This is a genomic window from Methylobacterium sp. A54F (assembly GCF_053346035.1).
Window position 1 is genome coordinate 92,000 of the sequence record NZ_JBKFBF010000006.1, and the last position, 26,999, is coordinate 118,998.

Genomic DNA, 26,999 nt, shown 5'->3' on the forward strand with positions numbered 1-26,999 from the left:
CCCCGTTGCGGGGAGGAGGCAGGAGGCGGCGGCGGCGGGAGGGCGGCGAACCCGCCGGCAGCGCCCCGGGCCCCCTCTCGGGCGAGAGGGGACGGACGGGTCGAGGCGGCTCAGGCCGCGCGCTTCAGCACCTCGGCGACGGTGTCGCCGAAGGAGCCCGGATCCGGCGCCACGGTGAGCCCGTAGGAGCGCATGATCTCGGCCTTCTCGGCGGCGCTGTCGCCGGTGGCGGAGATGATGGCGCCGGCATGGCCCATGCGGCGGCCCTTCGGGGCGGTCAGCCCGGCCACGAAGCCGATGACGGGCTTCGTCATGTTCTCCTTGATCCAGGCCGAGGCCTCGGCCTCCTGCGGGCCGCCGATCTCGCCGATCATCAGCACCGCGTGCGTGTCGGGGTCCTGCTCGAACAGGGTGAGGTGGTCGAGGAAGGACGAGCCGTTGATCGGGTCGCCGCCGATGCCGACCGAGGTCGAGATGCCGATGCCGTGGGCCTTCATCTGCGAGGCGGCCTCGTAGCCGAGCGTCCCGGAGCGCGAGATCACGCCGACATTGCCCTTGAGGTAGATGTGGCCGGGCATGATCCCGAGCATCGACTTGCCGGGCGAGATGATGCCGGCGCAGTTCGGGCCGACCACCATCGAGCGGCGGTCCTTGGGGTAGCGCATCAGGTAGCGCTTCACCCGCATCATGTCCTGGGCCGGGATGCCGTCGGTGATGGAGCAGATCAGCCGCAGCCCGGCATCGGCCGCCTCCATGATGGCGTCCGCCGCGAAGGGCGGGGCCACGAAGGTGATCGAGGTGGTGGCGCCGGTCTCGCGCACCGCGTCCTTCACGGTGTTGAACACCGGCACGCCCACGTGGGTCTTGCCGCCCTTGCCGGGGGTGACGCCGCCGACGACGTTCGAGCCGTAGGCGATCATCTCCTTGGCGTGGAAGGTGCCCTTATCGCCCGTGATGCCCTGGACGATGATCGGGGTCTTCTCGTCGATCAGAATGCTCATGACGCGTCTCTCCCCGGATCTCAGCTGTGGGCCTTGGCGCCGTCGCAGGCCTCGACGGCCTTGCGCGCGGCCTCCGACAGGGTCTCGGCCGTGATGAGGTCGAGCCCGCTCTCGGAGAGGATCTTCTGCCCGGCCTCCACGTTCGTGCCGGCGAGGCGCACCACCAGCGGCACGTCGATCTCCACCTCGCGCGCCGCCTTCACGACGCCCTCGGCCACCCAGTCGCAGCGGTTGATGCCCGCGAAGATGTTGACGAGGATCGCCTTCACGTTGCGGTCGGAGAGCACCAGCCGGAAGGCGGTGGCGACCCGGTCCGGCGAGGCGCCGCCGCCGACGTCGAGGAAGTTCGCCGGCTCGCCGCCCGCGTGCTTGATCATGTCCATGGTCGCCATGGCGAGGCCGGCGCCGTTGACGATGCAGCCGATCTCGCCCTCGAGGCCAATGTAGCTGAGGTTGTGCTCGGCGGCCTGGGCCTCGCGGGGGTCCCCCTGGGAGGGGTCGTGCATGTCCGCGATGTTGCGGCGACGGAACATGGCGTTGTCGTCGAAGCTCATCTTGGCGTCGAGCGCCAGCACCCGGTCGTCCTTGGTGACGACGAGGGGGTTGATCTCCAGCATGGTGCCGTCGCAGTCGCGGAACGCCCGGTAGGCGTTCATGATCGTCTTCACGGCGGCCGAGACCTGCTTGATGTTGAGGCCGAGCTGGAAGGCGATCTCGCGGGCCTGGAACTGCTGCAGGCCGACCGCCGGCTCCACCACCACCTGGATCAGGGCCTCGGGCTCGCTCGCGGCGATCTCCTCGATGTCCATGCCGCCGCGCTGGCTCGCGATGACGCGGACGCGCTCGGCCTTCCGGTCGAGGACGTAGCCGAGGTACAATTCCCGCTCGAACGGGTCGGCGGTCTCGACGTAGACCCGCTGGACGGGCTTGCCGTCGGCGCCGGTCTGGATCGTGACGAGGCGCTTGCCGAGGAGGTCCTTGGCGGCGTCGCGTACCTCGTTGTAGGTGCGGCAGAGCTTGATCCCGCCGGCCTTGCCGCGGGCGCCCGCGTGGATCTGCGCCTTCACGGCCCAGAACGAGCCGCCGAGCTCGGTGGCGGCGTAGACCGCCTGGTCGGGGCTGAAGGCGACGGCGCCCTTCGGCACGGCGACGCCGAAGCTCGCGAGCAGCTCTTTGGCTTGATACTCGTGAACGTCCATCTGAGACCTCCTTGGCGTTTCCCCGATTGGTCTACTCCCAAAATTTAGTTCTCGGGAGACGCGGCGCCGTTCATATTTTTTTGCATTCTCGTTGAGTTCGCCTTGAGGGCGGGGAATGCATTGTGACGTCGTATTGTGCGCCGCAGCATTATTATCAATACAGACGGGCTGGACTTGCGGTTGCTGCGAGGACGCGGCGGCATCGCCTGGACAAAGCCCGGCGAGCGGCGGCCGTCTCGGGCGATCCACCCGTCCTCGATCTCATCCTGAGGTGCTGCGGAGCAGCCTCGAAGGAGGGCTCCAGGGACCGCGCTCGATCTGGAGGCCTCCTTCGAGGGCCGCGGGCGCGGTCGCCTCAGGATGAGGTCGTGGGTCGGATCCACGCCGCGCGGGCGCAGCGGGCTCCGGATTCACGATCGCTCAGGTCACCTTGGCCTTCACGACCTCGTAGGTCTTCTCGTTCAGCGGGCCCGCATCGCCCAGGAGCGTCTCGAGCTCCCTCAGGCGCTCGTCCGCGAAGGCGCGGTCGTCGAGGCCCTTGGCGTTGACGTAGACGTTCAGCGCCGCGCTGCGCAGGCCCGCATGGGCCGAGAGCACGGCGACGCCGGCATCCGAGATGACGTTGAGGTTGCCCTTGTCGGCCACCACCTCGGCGAGGTCGATCACCGCCCGGCAGGCCCGGCAGCAGGCGAGCGGCACGTCGGTGGCCGTCCTGAGGGCGGTCTGGATGCGCTCCGCCCGCACGGCCTTCTCGTCGTCGTTCGCCTTGGGCAGGCCGTAGGCGCCCATCACCGCGTCGAAGGCCGCGACGTCGTCGGCGATCATGCCCGTGAGCTGGTGGCGCAGGTCCTCGGACTTGGCGAGGATCTCCTTCAGCTCGCCCTCGACCTCGACGTACTTCTTCTTGCCGATGGTGAGGTTGCACACCATCGACACCAGCGCGGCGCCCATGGCGCCCGAGATGGCGGCGGCACCGCCGCCGCCGGGGGTCGGGGCCGCGCTCGCGAGCCCGTCGAGGAACGCCTTGATGGTCTCGGTCTCGGCCATGTGGGTCCTCCTCAGGCCATCTTCTTCGCGAGGGCGTAGATCTCCTCGGCGTCGAGCACCTGCTCGGTGTTGTCGAAGAGCTGGCCGACGCAGGCGCGGTGCAGCTTCAGCTTCAGGCCGCCGATGCCGAGGGCCCCGAACACGTGCTTGCCGTGCCGCTCCTTGCCCTTGTCCATCGCCTCGATGCCGCCGAAGCCGAGGGGCGGCTGGGCGTTGTAGTCGGCGATGAACTCGATGCTCGGCTCGTTCTTCCAGGCGTCCTCGGAGAGGAGCTCGATGCCGATGGCGCCGGCGGAGAAGATCAGGTTCTGGCCCTTCACGAGGGCGGCCCGCGAGGGGGCGTCGGGGGTCGCGGCGGCCTTGACGTTCACCTTGAAGCGCTTGTTCACGGCGTCAGCCGCGGCCTGCGCGCGGTCCTGCTGGCGGGCGGCGAGGATGACCTCGGCGCCCTCGCCGGCGAGGAGCGCGGCCGAGCGCATGCCGACCGGGCCCGTGCCGGCCAGCACCACGGCCTTCTTGCCCTGGAGCGAGCCCGCGGCCTTCGCGACCAGGGCGACGCCCGCGGCCGCGGTGGTGTTCGAGCCGTTCGAGTCGAGCATGGTCGAGACCCGGAAGGGCCCGAAGAAGCGCTTCTTGACCGCCGCCAGCACGGCCTCGCCCGCCGCCATGTTGCCGCCGCCGACGAAGATCGCGGTCGACTTCTTTTCCGAGCCGCCGCGGGTGTAGATCGTGCCGTCGACGAGGGCGCCGACGTTCTCGGGCGTCACGTTGCCGTAGCCGGTGATGTGGTCGGCGCCGCCGTCGTAGCCGACGACGGTGTCGAACACGCTCGGCACCGGATCCGTGTCGAAGAGGAACAGCAGCTTCTTCATGGAGTCACCTTCCGTCCGCGCGTCGGGCGCGGTTTCGCGTTTCCTCGGACGGGGCCCGCCTCGGGCGCCCGCCTCCCGGTCTCTCGATGCGCCAACCCCGGGCGGGTTCCCGCCGCGGGAGCCGGCCGGGGCCTTCAGCCCTCGACGACGTTCTGGGGCTTGCCCGCCACGTAGGCCTCGACGTTGTCGACGAGCTGGTCGGCGAGGATCTGCATCGCCTCCTTGCTCGCCCAGGCCACGTGCGGGGTCACGATCAGGTTCGGCAGGTCGGCGTCGCACAGGATGTTGCCGTTCTTCGGCGGCTCCTGGGCGACCACGTCGAAGCCGGCGCCGGCGATGGTGCCGTCCTTGAGCGCCTCGAGCAGCGCCGCCTCGTCCACGAGGCCGCCGCGGGCGGTGTTGATCAGGATGGCGGAGCTCTTCATCCGCTTCAGCTCGTCGCGGCCGATCATGTTCTTGGTGTCGGGCGTCAGGGGAACGTGCAGCGTGATCACGTCCGACTGGGTCAGCACCGTCTCGAAGTCCACGAGGCCGTCCTGCGGGAAGACGTCGAAGGCCAGCACCTTCATGCCCAGCGCCTCCGCGCGCTTGGCGATCGACTTGCCGAGCGCCCCGTAGCCGACGATGCCCAGCGTCGAGCCGGCGATGTCGTAGATCGGGTAGTCGAAGTAGCAGAACTGCGTGGACTTGTTCCAATCGCCCCGGCGCACCGAGTTCGCGTAGGGCACGATCGCCCGCCGCAGGGCGAACATCAGCCCGACCACGTGCTCGGGCACGGTGTTGAAGGCATAGTTGCGGATGTTGACGACCGTGATGCCCTGCGCCTTGGCGGCGGCCTTGTCGACCACGTCCGTGCCGGTGGCGGCCACCGCGATCAGCTTCAGGTCGGGGAGCTTCGCCAGGGTGTCGGCCCGCATCGGGACCTTGTTGATGAGCGCGATCTCGGCGCCCTTCAGGCGCTCGACGATCTCCTCGGGCGTCCAGGTCGACTCGTACTCCACGTACTCGTGCGGGAAGTTGAATTCGCGCACCTTCGCGTCGAGCGATTCCCGGTCGAGGAACACGATCTTCTTCGTCATGGAGACCCTCTTCGCCGATCCGGCCTGTGATGGACGCGTGGTGTCGGGGCTCCCCGCCGGCCTCGGCGGGGTGCGGGGCCGGCCCGGGCGGGCCGGCCCCGATCCGCTCAGGACTTCGAGAGCGGGTTCTCGCGCAGGTAGCTCGAGGCCGCGGCGACGCCGGAGCCGGGGGTGACCTGCACGCCGTTGTCGAGCATCGACATCTCCGCGCCCGCGATGGCGCCGAGGAGCGACAGCTCGTTCAGGTCGCCGACGTGGCCGATGCGGAACACCTTGCCGGCAACTTCCGACAGGCCCGCGCCGAGGGCGAGGTTGTAGCGGACGTAGGCGTGCTTGATGATCTTGGCGGCATCGACGCCCTCCGGCACGACGATCGTCGTGACGGTATCGGAGTTCCACTTGGGCTCCTTGGCGCAGGTCTTCAGGCCCCAGGCGGCCACGGCCTGGCGGGTCGCCTCGCCGAGGACGTGGTGGCGGTGGTAGACGTTCTCGAGCCCCTCCTCGAACAGGCAGGCCAGGGCCTCGCGCAGGCCGTAGAGGAGCGGCAGCGGCGGCGTGTAGGGGAAGTAGCCGCCCGGGTTCGCCTTCAGCTGGTCGGCGTAGTCGAAGTAGACCTTGGCGAGGCGGTCGTTCTTGCCCGCCTGGCTCTCGGCGGCCTTCAGGCCCTTCGGGCTGATGCAGGCAACGCCGAGGCCGGCCGGCAGCATCAGGCCCTTCTGCGAGCCGGCGATCGCCGCGTCGACCTTCCACTCGTCCGCCTTGAAGGGCAGCGAGCCGATCGAGGACACGCCGTCGACGAAGAGCAGCGCCGGGTGGCCGGCGGCGTCGATCGCCTTGCGCACGGCGCCGATGTCGCTCGTGACGCCCGTGGCGGTCTCGTTGTGGACCACCATGACGGCCTTGATCTCATGGTTCTTGTCGGCGCGCAGCGCCTCCTCGATCCGGTCCGGGTTGGCGCCGGTGCCCCAGGCCTCCTCCTGCACGATCACGTCGAGGCCGAGCCGCTGGGCCATGTCGATCCAGAGGTGGCTGAACTGGCCGAAGCGCGAGGACAGCACCTTGTCGCCGCGCGCGAGCGTGTTGCAGAGCGCCGATTCCCAGATGCCGGTGCCGGAGGCGGGGAACAGGAAGATGGTGCCCTCGGTCGAGCCGAACACCTTCTTGGTGTCCTCGAACAGGGGCTTCGTCAGCGACGGGAAGTCGACCGAGCGGTGGTCCTCGGACTGCACCATCATCGCCCGCAGCACGCGGTCCGGGATGTTGGTGGGGCCCGGCACGAAGAGGTGGTTGCGACCCGGCCGTTTCGTTGCCGCCATGATGTGTATCCTCCGATTGTCCTGGTGCGATGGCCGGCTCCCGTGCCGGCGCATCGGCGTGCTGATGATCCTGAACCGGCGTCGCGCGGCGAGCCGTGATCCGGGGCTGGTCTCTGCGGGCTGGCAGACCGGGGCCGGGGCCGTCGCGGTCGGGGTGGGGCGGCATGGCTGCCGGCTCTTCCGTTCCGCGCGTCGTCCGCCCGCTGATCGAACCAGGGAGCGATGCGGAGCGGCAGGGCGGCGGGGTGCCGCTCGCGGTCGCGGCCCGCTGAGCGGGCCGGTCGCCTCCGAATTGCCGAGTCTTACTCGCGTCGTCTTCCTTGCGTCGGCCGGGCCGCGCATGCAAGCGCGCTCCGCCGGCCATCGACACCTTCCTTGGATGCTTGCCTTGGATGCTTGAACCGTCCCGTCGTCGGCGATCCCGTTGGCCGCTGCCGGCCCCGGGACGTGCCCGGGGGTCTCCTTGGCCACAAGTATGACAATCTTGCCCGCGGAAGGAAAACCGAAAAAACTTGGGCGGAATTCAAAAAATTTGTCTCGCGCCGCAAGGAATTCATGCTGCAGTGCGCAAATCTAACGGCATTGCAGCATCCGCGGGCGGGTCCCGGCCGTGTCATCAAACTGAGACGCGTTTGCGGTTTGCCTGACGGCGACAGACGCCGCCCGGAGACGCTCGTGGCCGATGACACTGACGAGGCCGTTCGGGTCCGGACCCTGTTCCTGTCCGACATGCACCTCGGCACGAAGGGCTGCCAGGCGACCCTCCTGCTGGGCTTCCTCAAGGACTACGACGCGGACGAGATCTACCTCGTCGGCGACATCGTGGACGGCTGGCAGCTGCGCTCGGGCTGGTACTGGCCGCAGGCCCACAACGACGTGGTGCAGAAGCTCCTGCGCAAGGTCCGCAAGGGCTCGCGGCTGATCTACATCCCGGGCAACCACGACGAGTTCTTGCGCGACTACATCGGCACCACCTTCGGGGGCGTCGAGATCGCCGAGAGCTGCATCCACACCGCCGCGGACGGCCGCCGCTACCTCGTGATCCACGGCGACCAGTTCGACATGGTGGTGCGCCATGCCCGCTGGCTCGCCTACCTGGGCGACGGCGCCTACACCCTCGCGCTCTCGGTCAACACCGTCCTCAACCGGGTCCGGCGCCGCCTCGGCCTCGCCTACTGGTCGCTCTCGGCCTGGGCCAAGCTGAAGGTGAAGAACGCCGTCAACTTCATCGGCAAGTTCGAGGAGTTCCTGGCCGCCGAGGCCCGGCGCGTCGGGGCGGACGGGGTGATCTGCGGCCACATCCACCACGCGGCCAACCGCGAGATCGAGGGCCTGCGCTACATCAACACCGGGGACTGGGTGGAATCCTGCACGGCGGTCGTCGAGCACTACGACGGCACCCTGGAGGTGCTCCACTACCCGAGCGTCCTGCGCGCCCGCGCGGCCGCGGAAGCGGCCTCGGAGGGCGAGGCCGCGCGCCGCGCCGAGGCGGCGCCCGAGCCGGGCCGGCGGGCAGTCGCGTGAGGCTCCTCATCGCCACGGATGCCTGGCACCCGCAGGTGAACGGGGTCGTGCGCTCGCTGGAGCACATGGCGGCGGCGGGCGCGGCGCTCGGCTGGGAGACCGTGATCCTCAGCCACCGCGACTTCCGCTCGCTGCCGCTGCCGGGCTATCCCGAGATCCGCCTCGCCCACGCCACCCGCCGGAAGGTGGCGGGGCGCTGGTCCGCCCTCGCGCCGACCCACGTCCACATCGCCACCGAGGGCACGGTGGGCTTCGCGACGCGCCGCCACTGCCTGGCCTCCGGCCGGCCCTTCACGACGAGCTACCACACGCGCTTCCCCGAGTACCTCGCGGCCCGCGCGCCCGTGCCGGAATCCTGGAGCTACGCCTGGCTGCGCCGCTTCCACGGGGCGGCGAGCGGCACCATGGTGAGCACGCCCTCCCTCGAGCGCGACCTCGCGGGCCGCGGCTTCGCGAACCTGATGCGCTGGACCCGCGGCGTCGACACGGAGCTGTTCCGGCCGGCCGCGCCCGGAGCCTCGGCGCCGGCGGAGCTCGCGGGCCTGCCGCGCCCGCTCTTCCTGTTCGTCGGCCGCCTCGCGGTGGAGAAGAACGTCGGGGCGTTCCTCGGCCTCGACCTGCCGGGCACCAAGGTCGTGATCGGCGACGGGCCGGACCGCGCGCGCCTGGAGCGTCTCTATCCGGCGGCCCGCTTCCTCGGCACCCGCACCGGCGCGGGGCTCGCCGCGCTCTACGGCGCCTGCGACGCCTTCGTGTTCCCGAGCCTCACCGACACCTTCGGGATCGTGCTGCTCGAGGCCCTCGCCTGCGGCCTGCCGGTGGCGGCCTATCCCGTGACCGGCCCCCTCGACGTGATCGCCGGCACGGGCGCGGGCGTCCTCGACGCGGACCTGCGCGCGGCCGCCCTCGCCGCTCTCGCGGTCCCGCGGGAACGCTGCCGGGCGGAGGCGCTCCGCTACACCTGGGCCGAGAGCGCGCGGCAGTTCTTCGGCAACATCGCCGTCGCGCACGCCCGGGGCCCGGCGCCGCGCCGCCGCGCCACGGCCGCTCCGCCCGAGACCGTGGGGATCGGCTGACGGTTTGACCCCGCCGCCGCCGGCGCGCAGAGATCGCCCGGACGAGCCCGGGACCCGCCATGCCCCCCTTCGATGCCGCGAGCGCCGCGGCGTACCCCGCCGTGATCGGCTGCGACGAGGTCGGGCGCGGCGCGCTGTGCGGGCCGGTGGTGGTCGCGGCCGTGTGGTTCGACCCCGCCCGGATCCCCGCCGACCTCCTCGCCCGGCTCGACGACAGCAAGCGCGTGAAGGAGGCCGTGCGGGCAGTGCTGACGCCGCTGATCCGCGCGCACGGCCGCGTCGCCGTCGCGGCGGGCTCGCGCGCCCTCGTGGACCGGGTGAACGTGCGCGGCGCGACCCTCGACGCCATGCGCCGGGCCGTGCTGGCCCTGCGCCTCGACGCGACGGTCCTCGTCGACGGGCGCGACGTCGTGCCCGGCCTCGCTCAGCCCTGCCGCGCGGTCGTCGGCGGCGACCGCCTCGTGCCCCAGATCGCCGCGGCCTCCATCGTCGCCAAGACGGTGCGGGACGGCCTGATGCGGCGCCTCGCCGGGCGCTACCCGGATTACGGCTGGGAGCGCAACGTCGGCTACGGCACCGCCGTCCACCTCGCGGGGCTCGCCCGCCTCGGGCGCACGCCCCACCACCGGGTCAGCTTCACCCGGGGCTTCACAGCAGGGTGAGCTGCCCGCCCGGCACCGCGAACGCGCCCGAATCGAGGGTGATCCGCTCGCGGGCATAGCCGAGCCGCGCCTTGGCGAGGCGCATCCGGCGGCCGATCAGCTCGGCGTAGGGGCCCGCTCCGGTCATGCGCCGGCCGAAGGCGGCGTCGTAGGCGCGCCCGCCCCGCGCCTGCCGGACCAGGGACAGGACGTGCGCGCGCCGCCCCGGATAATGCTCGGCCAGCCAGTCGGCCACGAGGTCGTGCAGCTCGTGCGGCAGCCGCAGCAGCACGTGGTTCGCCTCGCGCGCGCCGCAGGCCCGCGCCTCGGCGAGGATCGCCTCGATCTCGTGGTCGTTCAGCGCCGGGATCACGGGGGCGACGATCACCATCACGGGGACGCCTGCCTCGCTCAGCGCCCGGATCGCCGCGAGGCGCTTGGCCGGGTGGGGCGCCCGCGGATCCAGGCGGCGGGCGAGCCCGGGATCGAGGGTGGTGACCGAAACCGCCACCTTGACGAGCCCCTGCGCCGCCATCGGCGCCAGGATGTCGAGGTCGCGGGTCACGAGGTCGGATTTCGTGACGATCCCGACCGGGTGCCGGAAGCGGGCCAGCACGTCGAGCAGCCCGCGCGTGAGGCGGTGCTCGCGCTCGATCGGCTGGTAGGGGTCCGTGGCGGTGCCGAGGGCGATCGTCAGCGGCCGGTAGCCCGGGGCCGACAGCTCGCGTTCGAGGAGGCGCGGCGCATCGGCCTTGGCGAAGAGGCGCGTCTCGAAGTCGAGCCCGGGCGAGAGGCCGACGTAGGCGTGGTTCGGGCGGGCGAAGCAGTAGACGCAGCCGTGCTCGCAGCCCCGGTACGGGTTGATCGACCGGTCGAAGGGAATGTCGGGCGAGTCGTTGCGGGTGATGATGCCCCGGGCCCGCTCCAGGGTCACCTGCGTGCGCAGGCGGGCGGGCGCGTCCGCGGTCCAGCCGTCGTCGAAGGCCTCGCGCCGCGCCGCCTCGAAGCGCCCGGTCGGGTTGGCGGTGGCGCCGCGCCCGCGCCGGGCCTCCGGCGGCGAGCTCGCGTGGCCGAGCCGCCGGTCCGGGCCGGCGGGGCTGTCCGGGTCCATGGCGTTCCGGCTCCGATCGTTGCGTGACCGGAACATAACACGAACGAAGGGCCGGCGATCCGCCTCATTTGCGGGCAATTCGGCGCTGGGCGGAGCGAATCGGCGGCGCCTGGGCAAAGGCGGCGCAAGACGCTGGTCTCCCTCGCGAAAAATGGTCTATGGGCGCGCATGATCTCGGCCCTGACCTACGTGGCGCGGCCGGCCGACCCGGATTCGGTCGACCGCCTCGCCGACACCCTGAGCGCCCTCGTGGCGGGCGTTGCCGCGGGCCTCGTCGGCGATGCCGTGATCGTCGCGGCCGCGGGCCATGCCGGCATCGAGACCGTGGCGGAGGCGACCGGCGCGACCCTCGTGGTGCGGCCGCCGGGCGCGAGCCCCTGGTGCGTCGGGGCGCGGGCGGCGCGCCGCGACTGGGTGCTCTGCCTGGAGGCCGGCGACGTGCCGGCGACGGGCTGGATCCGCATCCTCGACCGCTTCGTGGAGACCGCCCGGCCGGAGGTCGCCCTGGCGCGGCTGCGCCGGACGCACGCGAACCTGCCGGTCCGCCTCGCCGCCCGCGGCGAGGGCGTGATCGGCGTCGCGCGGGCGCGGCCGGGCGACCTCGTGCGCCGCGAGCGCCTGGCCGCCGGCCCCGCCTTCCGCCCGCGCCTCAAGCCGAAGCTGCTCCTGGCGCGCCTCGACAGGGCCTGATCAGACGGCGACCGACGCGCCCCGGCGCAGGTGCTCGTCGAGGCGCGGCATGATCTCCACGAAGTTGCAGGGGCGGTGCCGGTAGTCGAGCTGCTGGGCGAGGATGCCGTCCCAGGCGTCCTTGCAGGCGCCCGGCGAACCCGGGAGCACGAACACGTAGGTGGCGTGCAGCACCCCCGCGGTCGCCCGCGACTGCAGGGTCGAGGTGCCGATCTTGTCGTAGGAGATCCGGTGGAACACCGCCGAGAAGCCGTCCATGCGCTTCTCGAACAGGGGCTCCAGCGCCTCGGGCGTCACGTCGCGGCCGGTGAAGCCGGTGCCGCCCGTGCTGATCACCACGTCGATGCCGGGGTCGCGGGCCCAGCCCTCGACCCGGGCCCGGATCGCGACGACCTCGTCCGGCACGATGGCGCGCGCCGCGAGCCGGTGACCGGCCTCGGTGAGGCGCTGCTCCAGCGTGTCGCCCGAGCGGTCGTCCCCGGGCGTGCGGGTGTCGGAGACCGTCAGCACGGCGATCGAGAGGGGGATGAAGCGGCGGGCGGTGTCGGCCATGGGTCGCGTCCGTGGGCTCGTGCGGAGCCGTGATATGGGGTGTCCCGCAGCTCATGTCCCGCGAAGGGGGGAAGACGATCTTCACCTTCTGACGCCAGGATGCCGCGCATGACCCAGATCGCCGAGACCGCGCCGTGACGCCGGGCGCCGGAGAGCGGCCGGAGCCGGAGCCCCATGGGGTGGCGGACTGGCCCTTCGGCACGCCGGACGCGCCGCTGCCACGGCCGGCCACCCTGCCGGACGGGCGCCCCTGGCCGCGCATCCGCGTCCTGACCGCCGTGCCGGCCGACGCGCCGGACCTGGCATCCGCCAGCGTCGCGAGCGTCGCCCGCCAGGACTACCCGGAGCTGCGCCACGACCTCGTGCCCGCGGCCGCGGCGGAGGCGGCGCTCGCCGGCATCCTCGCGGAGGAGACGGTCGCGGCCGTGCTGCTCCTGCGCGCCGGCGACCTCCTCGCCCCCGGCGCGCTGCAGGCGCTCGCCCTCGAACGCGCGCTCGCCGGCGCCGACGCGGTGGCGGGCCTGCGGGTCCTGTTCGACCGGCAGGTGCTGGGCCTCGACGTGCTCGCCCTCGACGTGCCGGCCCTCGACGGCGCGAAGCCCGCTTCCCTCGATGGCGGCATCCTGTTCGGGCGCGAGGCCCTGGCAGGGACCGCCCGCGGCCTCGACGCGGCCGCCGCCTGGGCGGCGCTCGCCCGCGCGGGCGCCCCCCTCGCCCGGATCGGACGCCCGGTCCTTCTCCACCGTGCACCCGGGCGAGAGACCGGCCACGCTCTGACGCCCGGCCTCTCGGTCGCCGCCCTCACGGGCACCGGCTATGCCGGCGGCGCGGGCATCGCCCACCGCCGCCTCGCCGAGGCCCTGCGCCTGTCGGGGCACCGGGTGGCGGCCTACGCGCTGACCGACGAGTCGCCGGCCGCAGCGGCCGAGTGGACCGACCATTTCCCCCGGACCGAGGCCGCGATCCGCGGCGGCGGGCACGACCTCGTGCTCGCCGGCAACCTGCACGGGGCGACGCGCAGCCTCGACATCCTCGGGCGCCTCGGCACCGCCCTGCCCGTCGCTTCCGTCCTGCACGACCTGTTCGCCCTGACGGGGCGCTGCGCCCATCCGCGGGGCTGCCTGCGCATCGCCACGGGCTGCGACGCCGAATGCCCGAGCCCGGACGAGTACCCGCAGCTCGCGCCCCGGCGCATCGCCCCGGCGCTCGCCCGCAAGCGCGCAGTGCTGGGCGCCCCCGGCGGCCCCCTGCTCCTCGCCAACTCCGCCTGGACCGCGGAGCAGGCCCGCGCGCTCGCACCGGACGGCGCGCGGGTCGCCCCGCTCACCCTCGCCTTCCCGACCGGCGTTTTCCGGCCCCGGGACCGGCAGGCCCTGCGCCGCGAGCTCGGCCTGCCGGCGGATGATCTCCTGATCCTCGTCTCGTCCGTCATCGTCGACGGGCCCGACAAGGGTTTTTCGGATCTGCGCGCGGCGCTCCTGCGGGTGGCGGGGCCCGGCATCGGCTTCGTGGCGGTGGGCCGCCTCGACGATCCGGGCCGGCTCGGCCTGCCGAACCTGTTCGTGCCCGGCCTGATCCACGACGAGGCGCGCCTCGCCGCCTGGTACGGCGCCTGCGACCTCCACGTCACCGCGAGCCGCCTGGAGACCCTCGGCCAGACCCCGATCGAGGCCGGTCTCTGCGGGGTGCCGACCCTCGCCTACCGCACCGCCGGCCTGACGACCTCGGTCATCGACGGCGTCAGCGGGCGCCTCGTGCCCGTCGAGCCCGGGGCGCTCGCCCAAGCGCTCGAAGCGCTCGTGGCGGATCGCGCCGCCCTCGCCCGCCTCGGCGCCTTCGCGCGGATCGCCCTCGAATCGCGCTTCAGCCACGCCGCCGCCGCGCTCTCGCTCCAGGCGGCGCTGGAAGGGCTCGGCCTGGCGCCGCGGGGCGCGCCGTCCCGCTTCGCGCCCGAGATGCTCGCCACCTTCGCAATGGCGCGGGCACGCCGGCCGGGCGAAGTCGGCGCAGCGGCTTCCCCCGCGCCCCCGCTGGTGCGGACGCTGCGGCGCGCCAAGCAGGCGGTTCTCGGCCGCACCCTCCCGCTCTGGCTCCGCCGCGGCCTCTACGGCGCCGCTCGCCTGCGCGCCCACCTGCGGCTGGGCCGATGAGCCGGCGGATCTACGTCGACCGGACCCACGTGCGCGGGCACGTCACGGGGATCGAGCGCGTGGCGATCGACCTGTTCGCCCCGGAGCGCCTCGCGCCCCACACGGTGCGGATCCTGGAGAGCCGCGGCCTCGCGCACATGATCGCCGCCCAGCAGCTCGGCCTGCCCGCGCGGGCGCTGGCCGACCCCGCCGCCCTGTTCGTGTTCCCCGGCTTCCCGCCGCCGCCCCTCTGCGCGCCCTTCGCGGAGCGCTGCCTCGTCTACGTCCACGACACCTTCCTGGTCACGCGGAGCGCGGATCTCAGCCTGAAGAGCCGCCTCTACATGGCGCCGAGCTTCCGCCTCGCCATGCGCTGGGGCCGCCGATTCCTGGTGAACTCGCAGGCGACCGGCGCCGCCCTGCGCGAGCTCTGCCGCCCGGAGGCGCAGGTCGCCCTCCTGCGGCCGGCCGTGCGCGACGTCTTCGGTCTCGCGGACCTCGGCGCCCGCGCCGGCAGGCCGGCCGGGGAGCCCCTGCGGATGCTCGCCATCGGCACCATCGAGCCCCGCAAGGATTACGGGGCGGCGGTGGCGCTCGCCGCCGCGCTGAACCGGGGCGGGATCCCGGCCGAGCTGCACATCGTCGGGCGGGTCGGCTGGGGCCGGCACGATTTCCTCGCCGATCCCCCGCCCTGGCTGCGCCTCCACGGCTACGTGGACGATGCCGGCCTCCGGCGCCTCGTGGCGGAGAGCCACCTCCTCCTCTCCACCTCCAAGGCCGAGGGGCTCGGGCTGCCGCTCCTCGAGGTCCAGCACGGCGGCCTGCCGGTGGTGGCGCCCGAGGACGCGGTCTTCCACGAGGTGCTCGGCGCATCCGCCCTGCTGATCCAACCGACCGATCCGGCAGGCGCGGCCGCGGCGCTGGCGGAGTGGGTCGCTGCCGGAGGCCTGCAGGAGGCCGCCGCGCGGGCGCGCCCGAATGTCGGGCGCTGGAACGACCTGGCGGCGGCCGATGCGGCCCGCTTCCGCGACTTCCTCGCGCGCGGTCCCGCGGCCTACGCGGCCGGCGGCCTCGTCCCCGCCGCGACCGATGCGACCCGGCCCCAAGCCTAGGATCGCACGGCCCGCAGAGTTCTCGCGGACGGGCGCCAAGCTCGGGCGAGCGCGCCGCCATTAATGATGAATGGCAGAACTTTAGCCCCTTTTGGCATGTGCACCGGTTTATAGCGATGGACACGCGCGTATGCGCAGAACACCGCACTATTTTCCGGGTACGAAGCTTGCGAAACTTACGCGATCCGTAACGCCATCGCTGGCGCCTCGTACCGGAACGGCACAGAGGCGCAGCAGGATGGGATGAACGGGCCGGACCTCCCGGCGACCAAGCGGTCAGGAACTGGCAGATGTTCGACTTCTCGACACCCCTCCGCGGCGAGCCGATCGACGTGGTCCTGCCGCGCCGGGAGGCCGAGCGTCCGAGCGCCCGCGTCATCACCCGCCGGCTCTGGCGGGGCGGCGGCTTCATCGTCCTCGGCGGCCTGTTCATGGTGGCCTGCGCGGTGGCGCTGCTCGGGCTGCTGACCCCGAGCTACACCTCGAGCATCCAGGTGCTGATCGACCCCTCCGACCTGCGCGTCGTCGAGAACGAGGTGAGCGCCCGCACGCCCCAGGCCGACAGCGGCGTCTCCATCGCCGAGAGCCAGGTGCGGGTGATCCAGTCCGACAACGTGCTGCGCCGGGTGGTCACCAAGCTGCACCTCGACGCGGACGACGAGTTCGTGCGGCCGGACGGCGACAACGCCACCCTCGAGGCGATCAAGCGGGCGCTCGGCATGGTTCCGCCCGCGGCGAGCCGCGACCCCGTCAACATCGCGCTCGACACCCTGCGCACCAAGCTCGCCGTGCGCCGGGCCGAGCGCACCTTCGTGATCGAGGCGGCGGTCCAGTCGCGCGATCCCGAGAAGGCGGCCCGCATCGCCAACGCGATCGGCGAGGCCTACTTCGCGGAGGAGGCCGGCGCCCGCACCGAGGCGGCGCGGCGCGCCTCCGACGCCCTCTCGGGCCGGCTCGCGAGCCTGCGGCTCGACGTCGAGGAGGCCGAGAGCCGGGTCGTGAAGTACCGCGAGGACAACCACCTCGTGGCCTCGAGCGGCCGGCTCCTCACGGACCAGCAGCTCGGCGACCTCAACCAGCAGCTCGTCACCGCCTCGATCAAGGCCGCGGAGGCGCGCGCGCGCCTCGACCAGGCGCGCAAGATGAAGGTCGGGGATGCGGGCACGGCGCTGCCCGAGATGCTGCAGTCCCTGGAGATGCAGGCGCTCCGCCAGCAGTTCGCGACGCTGTCGCGCAACACCGCCGAGCTCGCGACCCGCCTCGGCGAGCGCCACCCCGCCATGGCCGAGCAGTACGCCCAGCAGCGCGACCTGCAGCGCATGATCCAGCGCGAGAAGGAGCGCATCATCGAGACCACCCAGAAGGATTTCGACCGGGCGGCCGCCAGCGAGGCGGCGATCCGCAAGAGCCTGGACCGGGTGAAGACCGAGAACGCGGCGAGCGACCGGGCGAATGTCGGCCTGCGCGAGCTGGAGCGGGCGGTCGAGTCCCGCCGCGGCGTCTACGAGGCCTTCCTGCGCCGCTCGCGGGAGGCGAGCGAGCAGGAGCGGCTGAACAGCACGAACGTGCGCATCATCTCGCCCGCGACGCCCGCGCGCCTGCGCACCTGGCCGCCCTCCCCCAAGGTGGTGCTGCCCGTCGCGCTGCTGCTCGGGATGCTGCTCGGCGCCGGCATCGCGCTGTCGCTCGGCGCGGACCGCGACCGGACCCGGCGCCCCGCGGCCAGGAACCCCACCGCGGCGACGCGCGGCGAGGGCGCCCGCAGCTTTCGGGCCGCCGATGCCTGAGGGCGGCGGACTAGGCCGGGACCGGCAGGCCGTGATGGCGGGCGGCCTCGGTCATCGTCAGGACGGGCACGCCGTGGTCGGCGAGCACCGCCAGGGTCTCCGTCAGCAGGGCGGGCGAGACGCCCATCGGGGTCGGATCGGGATCGACATCGTGCGTGTAGAAGATCAGCCAGCCCCTGGTGGCCTGCGCCGTCCGGACGAGGCGCACGAGGCGGTCGCGGGGAAGCGTCGCGTCGAAGAGGCCGATCGCGCCGAGGAGCGCCGGGTCGACGCGGCCGGCATTCACCTGCTCGTAGATCGAGCGGCAGGTGGCGAAGCGCCGGGCGAGCACCCGCTTCTGGCGCAGGCCGACATCGCCGAACGGGTAGCAGAAGTGCTGCGGCACCCGCCCGCAGATCTCCGCGATGAGATCCCGGCTGCGGTCGCACTCGCGGGCGAGCGCCCGCGCGTCGAGGGACTGCACGTTGACGTGGCGGGCGGTGTGGCAGCCGATCTCGTGGCCGGCCTCGGCGAGGGCCCGGACGGCGGGACGATCGGCGGTGCGCCAGTGGCGGTCCTGCCGCCCGCACAGGGCGGCGGCCACGTAGAAGGTGCCGGCGAGGCCGTGGCGCTCCAGCACCGGGGCGCCGACCGCGGCGGCCGAGGCCGGGACGTCGTCGAAGGTGAGCGTCGCGACGGCCTGCCCGCCCCTGAGGCCGACCCGGCCGGTGGGCGTCGCGCGAGCGAGGAGGCGCCACAACTTCCTGTTGCGCCCCTCGGACCATCCCTGCTCGACGTCGGCGCCGTCCATTCCAGACCTCATCGCACGGACGGCCGAACGGCCCACACGGCCAGAGACACACACAACCCTAAATATGCGGTTCCCTCGGAGCGGCGGGCGAGCCTGCACCTGTTCGGCACCGCGTTCTCCACCGCCGGCCCCGCCGCGATCGTCGCCGCCGCCGAGGCGCTGCCGGCCGTGCGGCCCCGCCTCGTCGTCACCGCCAACGTCGACCACATCGTCATCCTGGCCGAAAGCGGAGCCTTCCGGAAGGCGTATGCGGGCGCGGCCGTGCGCACCCTCGACGGGATGCCCCTGGTCTGGCTCGCCCGCCTGCGGGGCTCGCCCGGCGCACGCCGGGTCACCGGCCACGACCTGCTGGGCCACGTCCTGACCCGCGTGCCGGCACCGGGCACCCGGATCTTCCTGGTCTGCGCGAACCGCGACGTCGCGGAGCGGATGCACCACCGCTTCGTGCAGACCGGGCTCCCAGGCGATGCCGTGGTGACCGAGGTGCCGCCCTTCGGCTTCGAGGCCGACGCCGCCTACGGCCTCGCCCTGGCCGAGCGCGTGCGGAGCCACGGTACGACGCTGCTGGTGATGGGGGTGGGCGCGCCGAAATCGGAGATCTGGATCGACCGGCACGCCGCCCTCGTCGGCGCGCCGCTCGTCCTGTCGGTCGGGGAGGCGCTGAGCGTCGCCTCGGGGCTCGTGCCCCGCGCGCCGCTGCGGATGCAGCGGGCCGGGCTCGAATGGCTGTTCCGCTTCGCGCTGGCGCCGCGGCGCATGTTCCGCCGCTACTTCGTGCGTTCCTGGCGCTTCCTGCTGCTCGCCGCGTCGGACCGGAACCTCGGCGACGCGATGCCCGCGCCGGCCCTGCTCCTCGGCGCCCTCGACGAGCCCGCCGCCCTCGACGCGTCGGCAAGGGCCGGCGAGTAGCCGGCCCCAAAGGGGAACAGGGCGGGCCGGCGAGTGGCCGGCCCCAAAGCAGAACAGGGCGGGCCGGCGAGTGGCCGGCCGCTCAGGCGAACAGGTCTGGCCGGCGCAGGCGCAGGGCGTAGACGAGGAGCAGCGTCTTCACGTCGGTGATGCCGCCGCGCTCGCTCAGGGCCGCGAGCTCGCCGAGCGGCACCTCGTGCACGGTGATCGCCTCGTTCTCCTCGGCGAGGCCGCCGCCCGGCCCCGCCCGGTCGTCGGCCGTGAAGGGCGCGAGGAAGAAGTCCATCTGCTCCGTGGAGATGCCCGGCATCGTCCAGGCCCGGGTCACCGGCTCCAGCGCGCCGAGGCGCAGGCCCGTCTCCTCGAAGGCCTCGCGGCGCGCGCCCTCCTCGGGGTCGGATTCGTCGAGAAGGCCGGCCGGCACTTCCAGCAGCGCGTCCGTGCCGTCCGCGAAGAAGGGCGGCGCGCGGAACTGCGAGATCAGGATCGCGACCCGGCGCTCCGGGTCGTAGGGCAGGACGGCGACGGCGCGCCCGTGATCCTCAACCTCGCGCTTCAGGCGCGTCCCGTCGGCCAGTTCCACCTCGGCCACCAGGAAGCGTGTCCAGCCATCGTGCAGGATGCGCGTGCCGCGGATGCTCGCTGCCATGCGAAAGGACCCTCCCCGTCCCGGGCGGGCCTGCGCCCGCGATCGGTTTGGCCTCCTAAAACGGAGTTGGCGCACGAATGAGGCGGGGCGCGGTAAAGCTCGGTCGCTTGGGTCAGGTGCGCAGGATGGTGAAGCGGAGCGCGGCCGGCGCGTGCGCCGGCGCGGGAAGTTGCTCCTGCGCCTCGAGCCGGTCGCCCTCCTCGCGAACGAGGTTGGGGATGTCGAGGCCGGCCAGCGGATCGGTCGTCGTCACGACGAGCCGCGCGCCGGCGGGCAGGCCCCGCAGCGCCTTGCGGGTGCGCAGCACGGGAAGCGGGCATTTCAGGCCGCTGAGGTCGAGGTCCACGCGATGCCCCGCACGCTCCATCAACGAAAATCCCGCCGGCGCGGGTTGCGCCGACGGGATCTCTAGACCGGGGCGACCCCGCCTGTCAGGCGGGACCCGCGGGACTTACCAGCCGTAGCCGTAGGCCGGGTAGCCGTAGCCGCCGCCGTAACCGTAGGCCGGGTAGCTGTAGCCGTAGGCCGGGTAGCCGTAACCGCCGCCGTAGCCGGCGCCGTAATAGCCGTCGTAGTAGCCGTAGCGCGGGGCGGCGCTCGCCGCGAGGGCACCGCCGATGATGCCGAGCGCGGCACCGGCCGCGAGGGCGCCGCCGACGCCGCCGCGACGATAGCCGTAGTGCCGGTAGCCGCCGCCGTAGTAGCCGCGACGCCAGCCGACGTTCTCGACACCCGCCGCCTTCGCGCCGCCGACCTGGGCGGAGCTGACGGCCGGGAGCGGCGCCGCCTGGGCCGCGGTGAAGCTGGTGGCCGACAGGCTGAGGGCAGCGGTGCCGGCGAGGGCGAGGCTGAGGATGCGGGACATGCGCGCAGGTCTCCTGATGAGTGTTGCCCGTGCAACGAGCATGGCCCCGAAACCGTTCCGCTCCGCGCGTGCGAGGGCGCACATGATTGCGCGCGCCCCCGCACGCGCCGGGGCCGTGCGACGGGCCGTGCGACGGGGCTGGGACCCCATGCGGGGCGCCGGCCCGGCGCCCTCAGCAGCCGCAGCCGTACCCGTAACCGTAAGACGGGTAGCCGTAGGACGGATAGGAATATCCGGCGTAACCGGCATCGTAGTAGCCGCCGCCGTAGCCGTACCCGCCGTAGCCCCCGTAGTAGCTCGGCGCCGCGGCCGCCGCGAGGCCGCCCCCGATCAGGCCGAGGGCCGTGCCGGCGATCGCGGCACCCGCTAGGCCCCCGCCGTAGCCGCGTCCGTATCCCCGGCCGTACCCCGCATAGCCGTAGCCGCGGCCGTAGCCGTAGGCGCGGCCATAGCCGCCGTGACCGTAGCCGCGGCCGTACCAGCCGACCTGGGTCAGCGCGTCCGCGGGGCCGCCGACCTGCGCGGCGGTGAGGGCCGGCAGCGGCGCGGCGGCGGCGGGGGACAGGCCGGCGACCGTCGCGGCGAGGAAGGCGGCGGGAACGAGGCTGTTGAGGCGAGGCATGATGAGGCGAGGCATGTCGAGGCGATGCATGGCGAGACTCCTGCGGTGAACCGTCCGGCGCGCAGCCGGAAGCGGCCGCGGAACGCCCGGGCGGCGCGTCGCGGACGGCTTCGGGCGGGCCCGATGCGGAACGCTCGCAGGATTTCCGTCCTGCGTCGAAGGGTCAGAACACGCAGTCGGTGAAGGCGGGCTCGACCGAGCGCTGCCAGGCGCCCTCGTAATCCGCGAGGCGGTCGTCGGCGCGGGAGCGGCCGGCCGCGACGATGGCCTCGAGGGGCTGCAGGTGGAGGGTCTCGTCCCGTCCACAGGAATCGCGCCGCGCCCGCGCCTGCAGGCCGCTGCGTGCGATGGCGAGGGCTTCCGCCGCGACGGCGCCGAGGCTGCGGCCGGCGATCGGCGTGGTGAGGCCGAGGCGCGGCACGGTCGCCCGCACGGCCTCGCGCTCGGCGGCGCTCCAGCCCTTCACGAGGTCGAGGGCGGCATCGAGGGCCCCCTCGTCGTAGAGGAGGCCCACCCAGAAGGCCGACTGGGCGGCGATCATCTCGGGGCCGCCCACATCGGCGCCGCGCATCTCCAGGAAGCGCTTGAGGCGCACCTCCGGGAAGGCGGTGGAGGCGTGGTTCGCCCAATCCGAGACGGTGGCGCGCTCGCCCGGGAGCTGGGGCAGGCGCCCGGCCATCAGGTCCCGGAAGGAGGCGCCCGCGACGTCGTGGTAGGTGTCGCCCCGCTTCACGAAATACATCGGCACGTCGAGGAGCCAGTCCACGTAGGTCTCGTAGCCGAAGCCCGCCTCGAAGGCCTCGGGCAGCATGCCGGTGCGGTCGCCGTCTGTGTCCCGCCAGATCTCGGAGCGGCGCGAGAGGTATCCGTTGGGCCGCCCGTCCGTGAAGGGCGAGTTGGCGAAGAGGGCGGTGGCGACGGGCTGCAGGGCGAGCGAGGCGCGCATCTTGCGCACCATGTCGGCCTCGGAGGCGAAATCGACATTCACCTGCACGGTGGCGGTGCGCAGCATCATGTCGAGGCCGAGCTTGCCGACCTTGGGCATGTAGCTCGCCATGATGCGGTAGCGGCTCTTGGGCATGACGGGGGTCTCCTCCCGCCGCCACTTCGGGCTCATCCCGAGGGTGAGGAAGTCGATGCCGAGGGGCTCGGCGGCCCGCGCCGTCGCGGCGAGGTGCTCGCGCAGCTCGGCCGCCGTCGCGTGCACGTCCGGAAGCGGTGCTCCCGACAGCTCGAACTGCCCGCCGGGCTCGATGGAGATGGCCCCGCCCTCCCCGCCCGCGAGCCCGATGACGTTGCCGGCATCGACGATCGGCTCCCAGCCCGTCTCGCGGCCGAGCCCTTCGAGGAGCGCGCGGATGCCGCGCTCGCCCTCGTAGGGCACCGGCCCGTGGTCGGCGCGGTAGAACGGGATCTTCTCGTGCTCGGTGCCGATCGCGAAGCTGTCGCGCGGCTTCTCGCCGGCCGCGAACCAGGCGATCAGCTCTGTGCGCGAGGTGAGCGGGGTCGTGTCGGAGCTGTCGCGCGCCATGCGCTGCCTCGCCGTGCCGGAACCGTTGGTGAGATGGAGGCTTGGCCGCGCGCGTCCGTCGCGCAGGCCGGTTCCTCGATCGGGATGTCGTGTCCTTAATGCAGGCCGCAAGGGCGGACAACGCGGCGGGTACGGGCGGCAGGCTCTCCGCCATCCCGGACGATCACCGGGGACGCCTGCCGGTGTGCGGCGGCGCACCCGTCGTCGCCCGCAGGGACGGCTCCGGCGCGCTAGCGGGCGTCCCCCAGCACGGCCTGGACCAGGGTGAGGGCCGCCACCGCCGCGGTGTCGGCCCGCAGGATCCGGGGGCCCAGCGAGAGCGCGACGGTGTTCGGGCGCTGCGCGATCAGCGCGCGCTCCTCGGGGGCGAAGCCGCCCTCGGGCCCGATCAGCACGGCGAGGGGCGGCGGCGCGCCCGGGTCCGCCGCCGCCCGCAGCGCCGCGACCGGATCGGTGACGGGCGCGTCCTCGTCGCAGAACACCAGGAGGCGGTCCGGCGCGAGGTCGGCCAGCGCCTCCGGCAGGCGCGCCGGCTCCGGCAGTTCGGGGATCGCCAGGATGCCGCACTGCTCGGCGGCCTCGATGGCGTTGGCGCGCAGGCGCTCCGCCTTGATGCGCTCCCCTTGCGTGTAGCGCGTGAAGACCGGCCGGATGGCGCCGGCGCCCATCTCGACGGCCTTCTGGGCGAGGTAGTCGAGGCGCGCGCTCTTCAGGGGGGCAAACAGGTAGTGCAGGTCGGCCGGCGCGGGCTGGGCCCGGGTGCGGGCGCCGACCACGAGGTCGGCGCTCTTGCGGCCCGTGGGGGCCAGCGTCGCCCGCCACTCGCCGTCGCGGCCGTTGAACAGCAGCACCGGATCGTCGGGCCCGCGGCGCAGCACGTTGAGGAGGTAGTTCGCCTGCGCCCGGTCGAGGGGCAGGCGCGCGCCCATCGCGAGGTCGGCCTCGACGTAGAGCCGGGGCGCGGTGAAATCGTAAGCCGCCATGCGTGAGCTGCCGTGGGACGTCCTTCGGCCGCGCTCGTCACCCGGCTCCCCGGCCCTGTCAACGCGGCGGCGGCCCGCCCGATCGTTGCAGAAAAGTTACGGAGACGTCTTTTCCGCGTCTTGCCCACCGCCGGGGGCGGCCCGGGGGCTGCCCTCCGAAGAGCCGCCACATTCTCGTGCAGAACGGCCTGACGGGTACGAGGGACGACGGACCGGTGCGGCAACCGGGCGAGAAGGGAACCGAGGCAATGCAATCGAAGATCATCGCGACGGTTGCCGGCGCGCTCGCCGGCAGCCTCCTGTTCGGGGCCGCGGCCCTCGCGCAGAGCGTCGAGTGCGGCGAGATCCAGAAGACGCTGGAGGCCCGCAAGGCCCTCGTGGCGAAGGCCAACGCGGCCTCGACCTCGAAGCAGAAGATGACGCCGCAGGAGGCGTGCTCGCTGTTCGGCAAGCTCCAGGCGAACGGCGCCGAGGCCGTAAAGTGGATCGGCGCCAACAAGGAATGGTGCCAGATCCCGGATTCCTTCGCCGAGGGCTTCAAGGCCGACCACGTGAAGGTCAGCGGCATCCGCACGAAGATCTGCGGCGTCGCGGCCCAGGCCTCGAAGATGGAGGCGCAGGCGCGCGCCCAGGCGCAGAACGGCGGCGGCGGCGGTCTCCTCGGCGGCCCCGGCCTGACCGGCTCGTTCAAGATGCCGCAGGGCGCGCTCTAAGACGCGCAGGCAGGCCCGGGTCCGGCCCGGGCGGATTCGCGGTCGCTGCGCCTCGCGCGGGCCGATGCGCGTTGGAAAACCAGGCCGATCCCGACTATGGGGTCGGCCTTGCTCGTTCGCCCTCCTCCCCACGCCCGCGGCATGCCCCTCCCCGCCCCTCGCCTCGCACCCCCGGCCCCCCTCCGTGAGCGGTGAGGCGCAGGACCGTCGCGTCGCCGATGCGGTGGCGGGGCACTGGGTGGACCGCCTGGCGCCCCGGCGCGCGCGGCCCTACCTGCGGCTCGCGCGCATCGACCGGCCGATCGGCTGGTGGCTGCTGCTGCTGCCGTGCTGGTGGTCGGCGGCGCTCGCCACCACGGCGGCCGGGCGGCCCTGGCCGGACCCGTGGCACCTCGCGCTGTTCCTGATCGGGGCGGTGGCGATGCGCGGCGCCGGCTCGACCTACAACGACATCGCCGACCGCGACCTCGACGCCCAGGTGGAGCGGACGCGCTCGCGGCCCCTGCCCTCCGGGCAGGTGAGCTCGAAGGCCGCCGCGCTGTTCCTGGTGGCGCAGGCCCTGGTCGGGCTCGCCGTGCTGCTGCAGTTCAACACCGTGGCGATCGGCGTCGGGGTGGCCTCGCTCCTGCCGGTGGCGATCTACCCCTTCATGAAGCGGGTGATGCCGATGCCGCAGGCGGTGCTCGGCCTCGCCTTCGCGTGGGGCGCGCTGATGGGGTGGGTGGCGGTGTTCGGCAGCCTCGGCGCGCCGGCGCTCCTGCTCTACGCCGGCGCGGTCGCCTGGGTGATCGGCTACGACACGATCTACGCGGTGCAGGACATCGAGGACGACGAGATCGCCGGCATCCGTTCCTCGGCGCGGCTGTTCGGCGGCGGCCTGCGCCTGGCGGTGGCGCTCTGCTACGGGCTCGCGGCGCTGCTCGTGGGGCTCGCGGCCCATGCGGCGGGGGCGGGCCTCGTCGGCTTCCTGGGGGTGGGGCTGTTCGGCGCCCATCTGGCGCGCCAGGTCCTCGTCCTGCGCGAGCGCGACGGGCAGGGCGCCCTGCGCCTGTTCCGGTCGAACCGCGATGCGGGCCTGATCCTGTTCGCGGGTCTCGCCCTCGACACGATCCGTCAGGGCTGGGGCGGCTGAGCGCTCACGAGCGGGCGATGATCTCCTTCTCGCCCCGGTGGATCAGCGGGCGCACCGGCAGGCGGCCGGTCTTGCGGCGGACGAGGAAGCGCGGGCGCCGGTCGCCGAGCAGGCCGTGGCGGCGCCGGATCCGGGTGCGGCCGAGGGCGACCCGGCCGATCTGCTGGCCCACGGGGGCCAGCACGCCGTCCTCCCGCAGGACCATGCGGGGCAGGCCCGACTTCGCGGCGAGGTCGCGCCAGAGCGCCACCACGTCCTCCTCCTCGAAGGGGCCGAGGCGGCTCGCCACCTCGCCCTCGGCATCGACGAGGAGGAGCGCGAAGCGCTCGCCCGCCTCGTCCGCGTCGGCGAAGGCCAGGGCGACGCCGGCGAGCCGGGTGCCGGCCTCGGCGCGGCCGCCGAGGACCGGCAGCGGAGAGGCCCGGAACGGGCGGCACTCCGCGGCGATTCCGTCCTGATGAAGATGATCGTGGGTCTGCACGGTCATGGTCCGATCAGTGTTCATCTGCCTGACGCCCTGTTGCAAGTGGCGGCCTGCGTGGGCCGTCCGTTATGCAAGCAAAATTGCGCCTGATCTCCTCAGACCAGCTTAAGAGCGAGCGTTAAGCGAAGGTGGATGCGGGTTTGACGCTCGGAATGCTCAATGCTTCCTTGCCGTGATTGCGGCAATCGGCCCGCATCCGAATCGCCCCCCGGAGCCCGCGGGGGATCGGCCGATCCTTGTGGCCCCCCGGCCCAGGCCGTACAACGTGAGGACGCGGGCGCAAGAGTGCCCTCCCCAGAGCCGCGCGCCATCCCTCCACCGGGTTCCCGCAGCGGAACCCGAACCGGAACGCCATGCCCCAACCGATGACCGCCGAGGCCGCCCTGGCCCTGATGCCGCCGCTGCGGGCGGCGATCCGCGAGGCGGCGTCCCTCGCGCTCCCGCACTTCCGGGAGGGCCGCCAGACGGGCGCGCGAATCTGGTCCAAGGCGGGGGGCTCGCCGGTGACGGAGGCGGACGTGGCCGTCGACACCTTCCTGAAGATCCGCCTCAGCGAGATCGTGCCGCAGGCCGCGTGGCTGTCGGAGGAGACGCGCGACGATCCCGTGCGGCTCGGTCACGACCTCGTCTGGATCGTCGACCCGATCGACGGCACCCGGGCCTTCCTGTCGGGCCACCCGGACTGGTCGATCGCGGTGGCGCTGCTGTCGGCCGGCGAGCCGCTGATCGGCTTCGTCCACGCGCCGGCCGGCGAGACCTCCTACGAGGCGGTGGCCGGCCGGGGGGCGACCCGCAACGGCGAGGCGATCACGGCCTCGGCCCGCGACGTCCTGCCGGGCGCCCGGGTCACCGGCCCGAAGCCGCTCTTCGACCGGCTCGCCCGGGGCGTCGCCGTGGACGGGGCGGCGGCGGACTTCGTGCGCGTCGAGCGCGTCCCGTCCCTCGCGCTCCGGGTCGCCCGGGTCGCGGAGGGGTCGATCGATGTGGGACTGGTCTCGTCGGACGCCCGCGACTGGGACCTCGCGGCGGCCGACCTCATCCTGCGCGAGGCCGGCGGAACGGTGTGCGACCTCTCGGGCCGCCCCACCGCCTACAACCGGCCGGACCCGGTGCACGGCGAGCTCGTCGCGGTGCCCCTGGGCCTGCGGGACGCGGTGATGGCCGGCCTGTCCGGCACGGCCTGAT

General features: G+C 73.2%; 27 protein-coding genes. 11 read left to right on the forward strand and 16 right to left on the reverse strand.

Going from position 1 to position 26,999, the window contains the following annotated elements:
- Positions 1–110 precede the first annotated feature (110 nt).
- The 6 genes from sucD to ACLBXP_RS11705 all read right to left on the reverse strand — a co-directional run bounded on the left by sucD (position 111) and on the right by ACLBXP_RS11705 (position 6,514).
- Positions 111–1,001: a succinate--CoA ligase subunit alpha gene (gene sucD, locus ACLBXP_RS11680; protein WP_447667826.1), complete on the reverse strand. Its 891-nt coding sequence runs from the start codon at positions 999–1,001 to the stop codon at positions 111–113.
- Between the two features lie 20 nt (positions 1,002–1,021).
- Positions 1,022–2,200 (reverse strand): malate--CoA ligase subunit beta, encoded by a 1,179-nt coding sequence (locus tag ACLBXP_RS11685; protein WP_447667827.1) that lies wholly within the window; start codon positions 2,198–2,200, stop codon positions 1,022–1,024.
- Between the two features lie 420 nt (positions 2,201–2,620).
- The gene (fchA, locus tag ACLBXP_RS11690) at positions 2,621–3,247 is read right to left on the reverse strand and encodes a methenyltetrahydrofolate cyclohydrolase (protein ID WP_447667828.1); all 627 of its coding nucleotides are present in this window, start codon (positions 3,245–3,247) and stop codon (positions 2,621–2,623) included.
- Between the two features lie 11 nt (positions 3,248–3,258).
- Positions 3,259–4,119 (reverse strand): NADP-dependent methylenetetrahydromethanopterin/methylenetetrahydrofolate dehydrogenase, encoded by an 861-nt coding sequence (locus ACLBXP_RS11695; RefSeq protein WP_447667829.1) that lies wholly within the window; start codon positions 4,117–4,119, stop codon positions 3,259–3,261.
- Positions 4,120–4,253: 134 nt separating this feature from the next.
- Positions 4,254–5,198: a D-2-hydroxyacid dehydrogenase gene (locus ACLBXP_RS11700; protein WP_447667830.1), complete on the reverse strand. Its 945-nt coding sequence runs from the start codon at positions 5,196–5,198 to the stop codon at positions 4,254–4,256.
- Positions 5,199–5,305: 107 nt separating this feature from the next.
- Positions 5,306–6,514 (reverse strand): aminotransferase class V-fold PLP-dependent enzyme, encoded by a 1,209-nt coding sequence (locus ACLBXP_RS11705; RefSeq protein WP_447667831.1) that lies wholly within the window; start codon positions 6,512–6,514, stop codon positions 5,306–5,308.
- Between the two features lie 675 nt (positions 6,515–7,189).
- On the opposite strand from ACLBXP_RS11705, the gene ACLBXP_RS11710 reads away from it, so the two are divergent.
- The 3 genes from ACLBXP_RS11710 to ACLBXP_RS11720 are packed head-to-tail and all read left to right on the forward strand — an operon-like array spanning position 7,190 to position 9,776.
- Positions 7,190–8,038 (forward strand): UDP-2,3-diacylglucosamine diphosphatase, encoded by an 849-nt coding sequence (locus ACLBXP_RS11710; protein ID WP_447667832.1) that lies wholly within the window; start codon positions 7,190–7,192, stop codon positions 8,036–8,038.
- Positions 8,035–9,114 carry a glycosyltransferase family 4 protein gene (locus ACLBXP_RS11715; protein ID WP_447667833.1) on the forward strand — a complete coding sequence of 360 codons (1,080 nt, stop codon included), beginning with the start codon at positions 8,035–8,037 and terminating at the stop codon, positions 9,112–9,114. Before ACLBXP_RS11710 ends, ACLBXP_RS11715 begins: the two co-directional genes overlap by 4 nt.
- A gap of 59 nt (positions 9,115–9,173) precedes the next feature.
- Positions 9,174–9,776, forward strand: a complete 603-nt coding sequence (locus ACLBXP_RS11720; protein WP_447667834.1) for a ribonuclease HII — start codon at positions 9,174–9,176, stop codon at positions 9,774–9,776.
- Here the strand turns inward: ACLBXP_RS11720 and ACLBXP_RS11725 are convergent.
- Positions 9,763–10,866, reverse strand: coding sequence for a PA0069 family radical SAM protein (locus ACLBXP_RS11725; RefSeq protein ID WP_447667835.1), 1,104 nt, complete (start codon positions 10,864–10,866; stop codon positions 9,763–9,765). The two genes, ACLBXP_RS11720 and ACLBXP_RS11725, sit on opposite strands and share 14 nt — an antisense overlap.
- Before the next feature lie 168 nt (positions 10,867–11,034).
- Here ACLBXP_RS11725 and ACLBXP_RS11730 point away from each other — a divergent pair, with 168 nt between their 5' ends.
- Positions 11,035–11,556: a hypothetical protein gene (locus ACLBXP_RS11730; RefSeq protein ID WP_447667836.1), complete on the forward strand. Its 522-nt coding sequence runs from the start codon at positions 11,035–11,037 to the stop codon at positions 11,554–11,556.
- On the opposite strand, the gene moaB is transcribed toward ACLBXP_RS11730, so the two are convergent.
- Positions 11,557–12,108 (reverse strand): molybdenum cofactor biosynthesis protein B, encoded by a 552-nt coding sequence (gene moaB / locus ACLBXP_RS11735; RefSeq protein WP_447667837.1) that lies wholly within the window; start codon positions 12,106–12,108, stop codon positions 11,557–11,559.
- Positions 12,109–12,287: 179 nt separating this feature from the next.
- On the opposite strand from moaB, the gene ACLBXP_RS11740 reads away from it, so the two are divergent.
- The 3 genes from ACLBXP_RS11740 (at position 12,288) to ACLBXP_RS11750 (ending at position 17,136) form a co-directional block, all read left to right on the forward strand.
- Entirely contained in the window at positions 12,288–14,258 is a 1,971-nt protein-coding gene (locus tag ACLBXP_RS11740) for a glycosyltransferase (RefSeq protein ID WP_447667838.1), read from the forward strand.
- On the forward strand, positions 14,255–15,349 hold the full coding sequence (locus tag ACLBXP_RS11745) for a glycosyltransferase (RefSeq protein WP_447667839.1): 1,095 nt from the start codon (positions 14,255–14,257) through the stop codon (positions 15,347–15,349). Before ACLBXP_RS11740 ends, ACLBXP_RS11745 begins: the two co-directional genes overlap by 4 nt.
- A gap of 290 nt (positions 15,350–15,639) precedes the next feature.
- Complete coding sequence (locus ACLBXP_RS11750) at positions 15,640–17,136, forward strand: GumC family protein (RefSeq protein ID WP_447667840.1); 1,497 nt, start codon at positions 15,640–15,642, stop codon at positions 17,134–17,136.
- 10 nt (positions 17,137–17,146) lie between these two features.
- Here ACLBXP_RS11750 and ACLBXP_RS11755 read toward each other — a convergent pair whose 3' ends face one another.
- Positions 17,147–17,926 (reverse strand): polysaccharide deacetylase family protein, encoded by a 780-nt coding sequence (locus ACLBXP_RS11755; protein ID WP_447667841.1) that lies wholly within the window; start codon positions 17,924–17,926, stop codon positions 17,147–17,149.
- 168 nt (positions 17,927–18,094) lie between these two features.
- Between ACLBXP_RS11755 and ACLBXP_RS11760 the strand changes: the two genes are divergently transcribed.
- On the forward strand, positions 18,095–18,835 hold the full coding sequence (locus tag ACLBXP_RS11760; RefSeq protein WP_447667842.1) for a WecB/TagA/CpsF family glycosyltransferase: 741 nt from the start codon (positions 18,095–18,097) through the stop codon (positions 18,833–18,835).
- Between the two features lie 82 nt (positions 18,836–18,917).
- On the opposite strand, the gene ACLBXP_RS11765 is transcribed toward ACLBXP_RS11760, so the two are convergent.
- The 6 genes from ACLBXP_RS11765 to ACLBXP_RS11790 all read right to left on the reverse strand — a co-directional run bounded on the left by ACLBXP_RS11765 (position 18,918) and on the right by ACLBXP_RS11790 (position 23,485).
- Positions 18,918–19,484 carry an NUDIX domain-containing protein gene (locus tag ACLBXP_RS11765; protein WP_447667843.1) on the reverse strand — a complete coding sequence of 189 codons (567 nt, stop codon included), beginning with the start codon at positions 19,482–19,484 and terminating at the stop codon, positions 18,918–18,920.
- Positions 19,485–19,596: 112 nt separating this feature from the next.
- Positions 19,597–19,851 (reverse strand): sulfurtransferase TusA family protein, encoded by a 255-nt coding sequence (locus ACLBXP_RS11770; protein ID WP_447667844.1) that lies wholly within the window; start codon positions 19,849–19,851, stop codon positions 19,597–19,599.
- A gap of 84 nt (positions 19,852–19,935) precedes the next feature.
- Positions 19,936–20,349, reverse strand: coding sequence for a hypothetical protein (locus ACLBXP_RS11775; protein WP_447667845.1), 414 nt, complete (start codon positions 20,347–20,349; stop codon positions 19,936–19,938).
- Between the two features lie 172 nt (positions 20,350–20,521).
- Positions 20,522–21,001: a hypothetical protein gene (locus ACLBXP_RS11780; protein ID WP_447667846.1), complete on the reverse strand. Its 480-nt coding sequence runs from the start codon at positions 20,999–21,001 to the stop codon at positions 20,522–20,524.
- A 133-nt stretch (positions 21,002–21,134) separates the two neighbouring features.
- Positions 21,135–22,502 carry a glutamate--cysteine ligase gene (locus ACLBXP_RS11785; protein ID WP_447667847.1) on the reverse strand — a complete coding sequence of 456 codons (1,368 nt, stop codon included), beginning with the start codon at positions 22,500–22,502 and terminating at the stop codon, positions 21,135–21,137.
- 230 nt (positions 22,503–22,732) lie between these two features.
- Positions 22,733–23,485, reverse strand: a complete 753-nt coding sequence (locus ACLBXP_RS11790) for a 16S rRNA (uracil(1498)-N(3))-methyltransferase (protein WP_447667848.1) — start codon at positions 23,483–23,485, stop codon at positions 22,733–22,735.
- 248 nt (positions 23,486–23,733) lie between these two features.
- Between ACLBXP_RS11790 and ACLBXP_RS11795 the strand changes: the two genes are divergently transcribed.
- Entirely contained in the window at positions 23,734–24,198 is a 465-nt protein-coding gene (locus tag ACLBXP_RS11795; RefSeq protein ID WP_447667849.1) for a hypothetical protein, read from the forward strand.
- A 184-nt stretch (positions 24,199–24,382) separates the two neighbouring features.
- A complete protein-coding gene (ubiA, locus tag ACLBXP_RS11800; protein WP_447667850.1) occupies positions 24,383–25,330 on the forward strand; it encodes a 4-hydroxybenzoate octaprenyltransferase in 948 nt (315 codons plus the stop codon).
- A 4-nt stretch (positions 25,331–25,334) separates the two neighbouring features.
- On the opposite strand, the gene ACLBXP_RS11805 is transcribed toward ubiA, so the two are convergent.
- The gene (locus tag ACLBXP_RS11805) at positions 25,335–25,817 is read right to left on the reverse strand and encodes a DUF6101 family protein (protein ID WP_447667851.1); all 483 of its coding nucleotides are present in this window, start codon (positions 25,815–25,817) and stop codon (positions 25,335–25,337) included.
- A 350-nt stretch (positions 25,818–26,167) separates the two neighbouring features.
- Between ACLBXP_RS11805 and ACLBXP_RS11810 the strand changes: the two genes are divergently transcribed.
- Positions 26,168–26,998: a 3'(2'),5'-bisphosphate nucleotidase CysQ gene (locus ACLBXP_RS11810; protein ID WP_447667852.1), complete on the forward strand. Its 831-nt coding sequence runs from the start codon at positions 26,168–26,170 to the stop codon at positions 26,996–26,998.
- The last annotated feature ends 1 nt before the right edge of the window (position 26,999 follow it).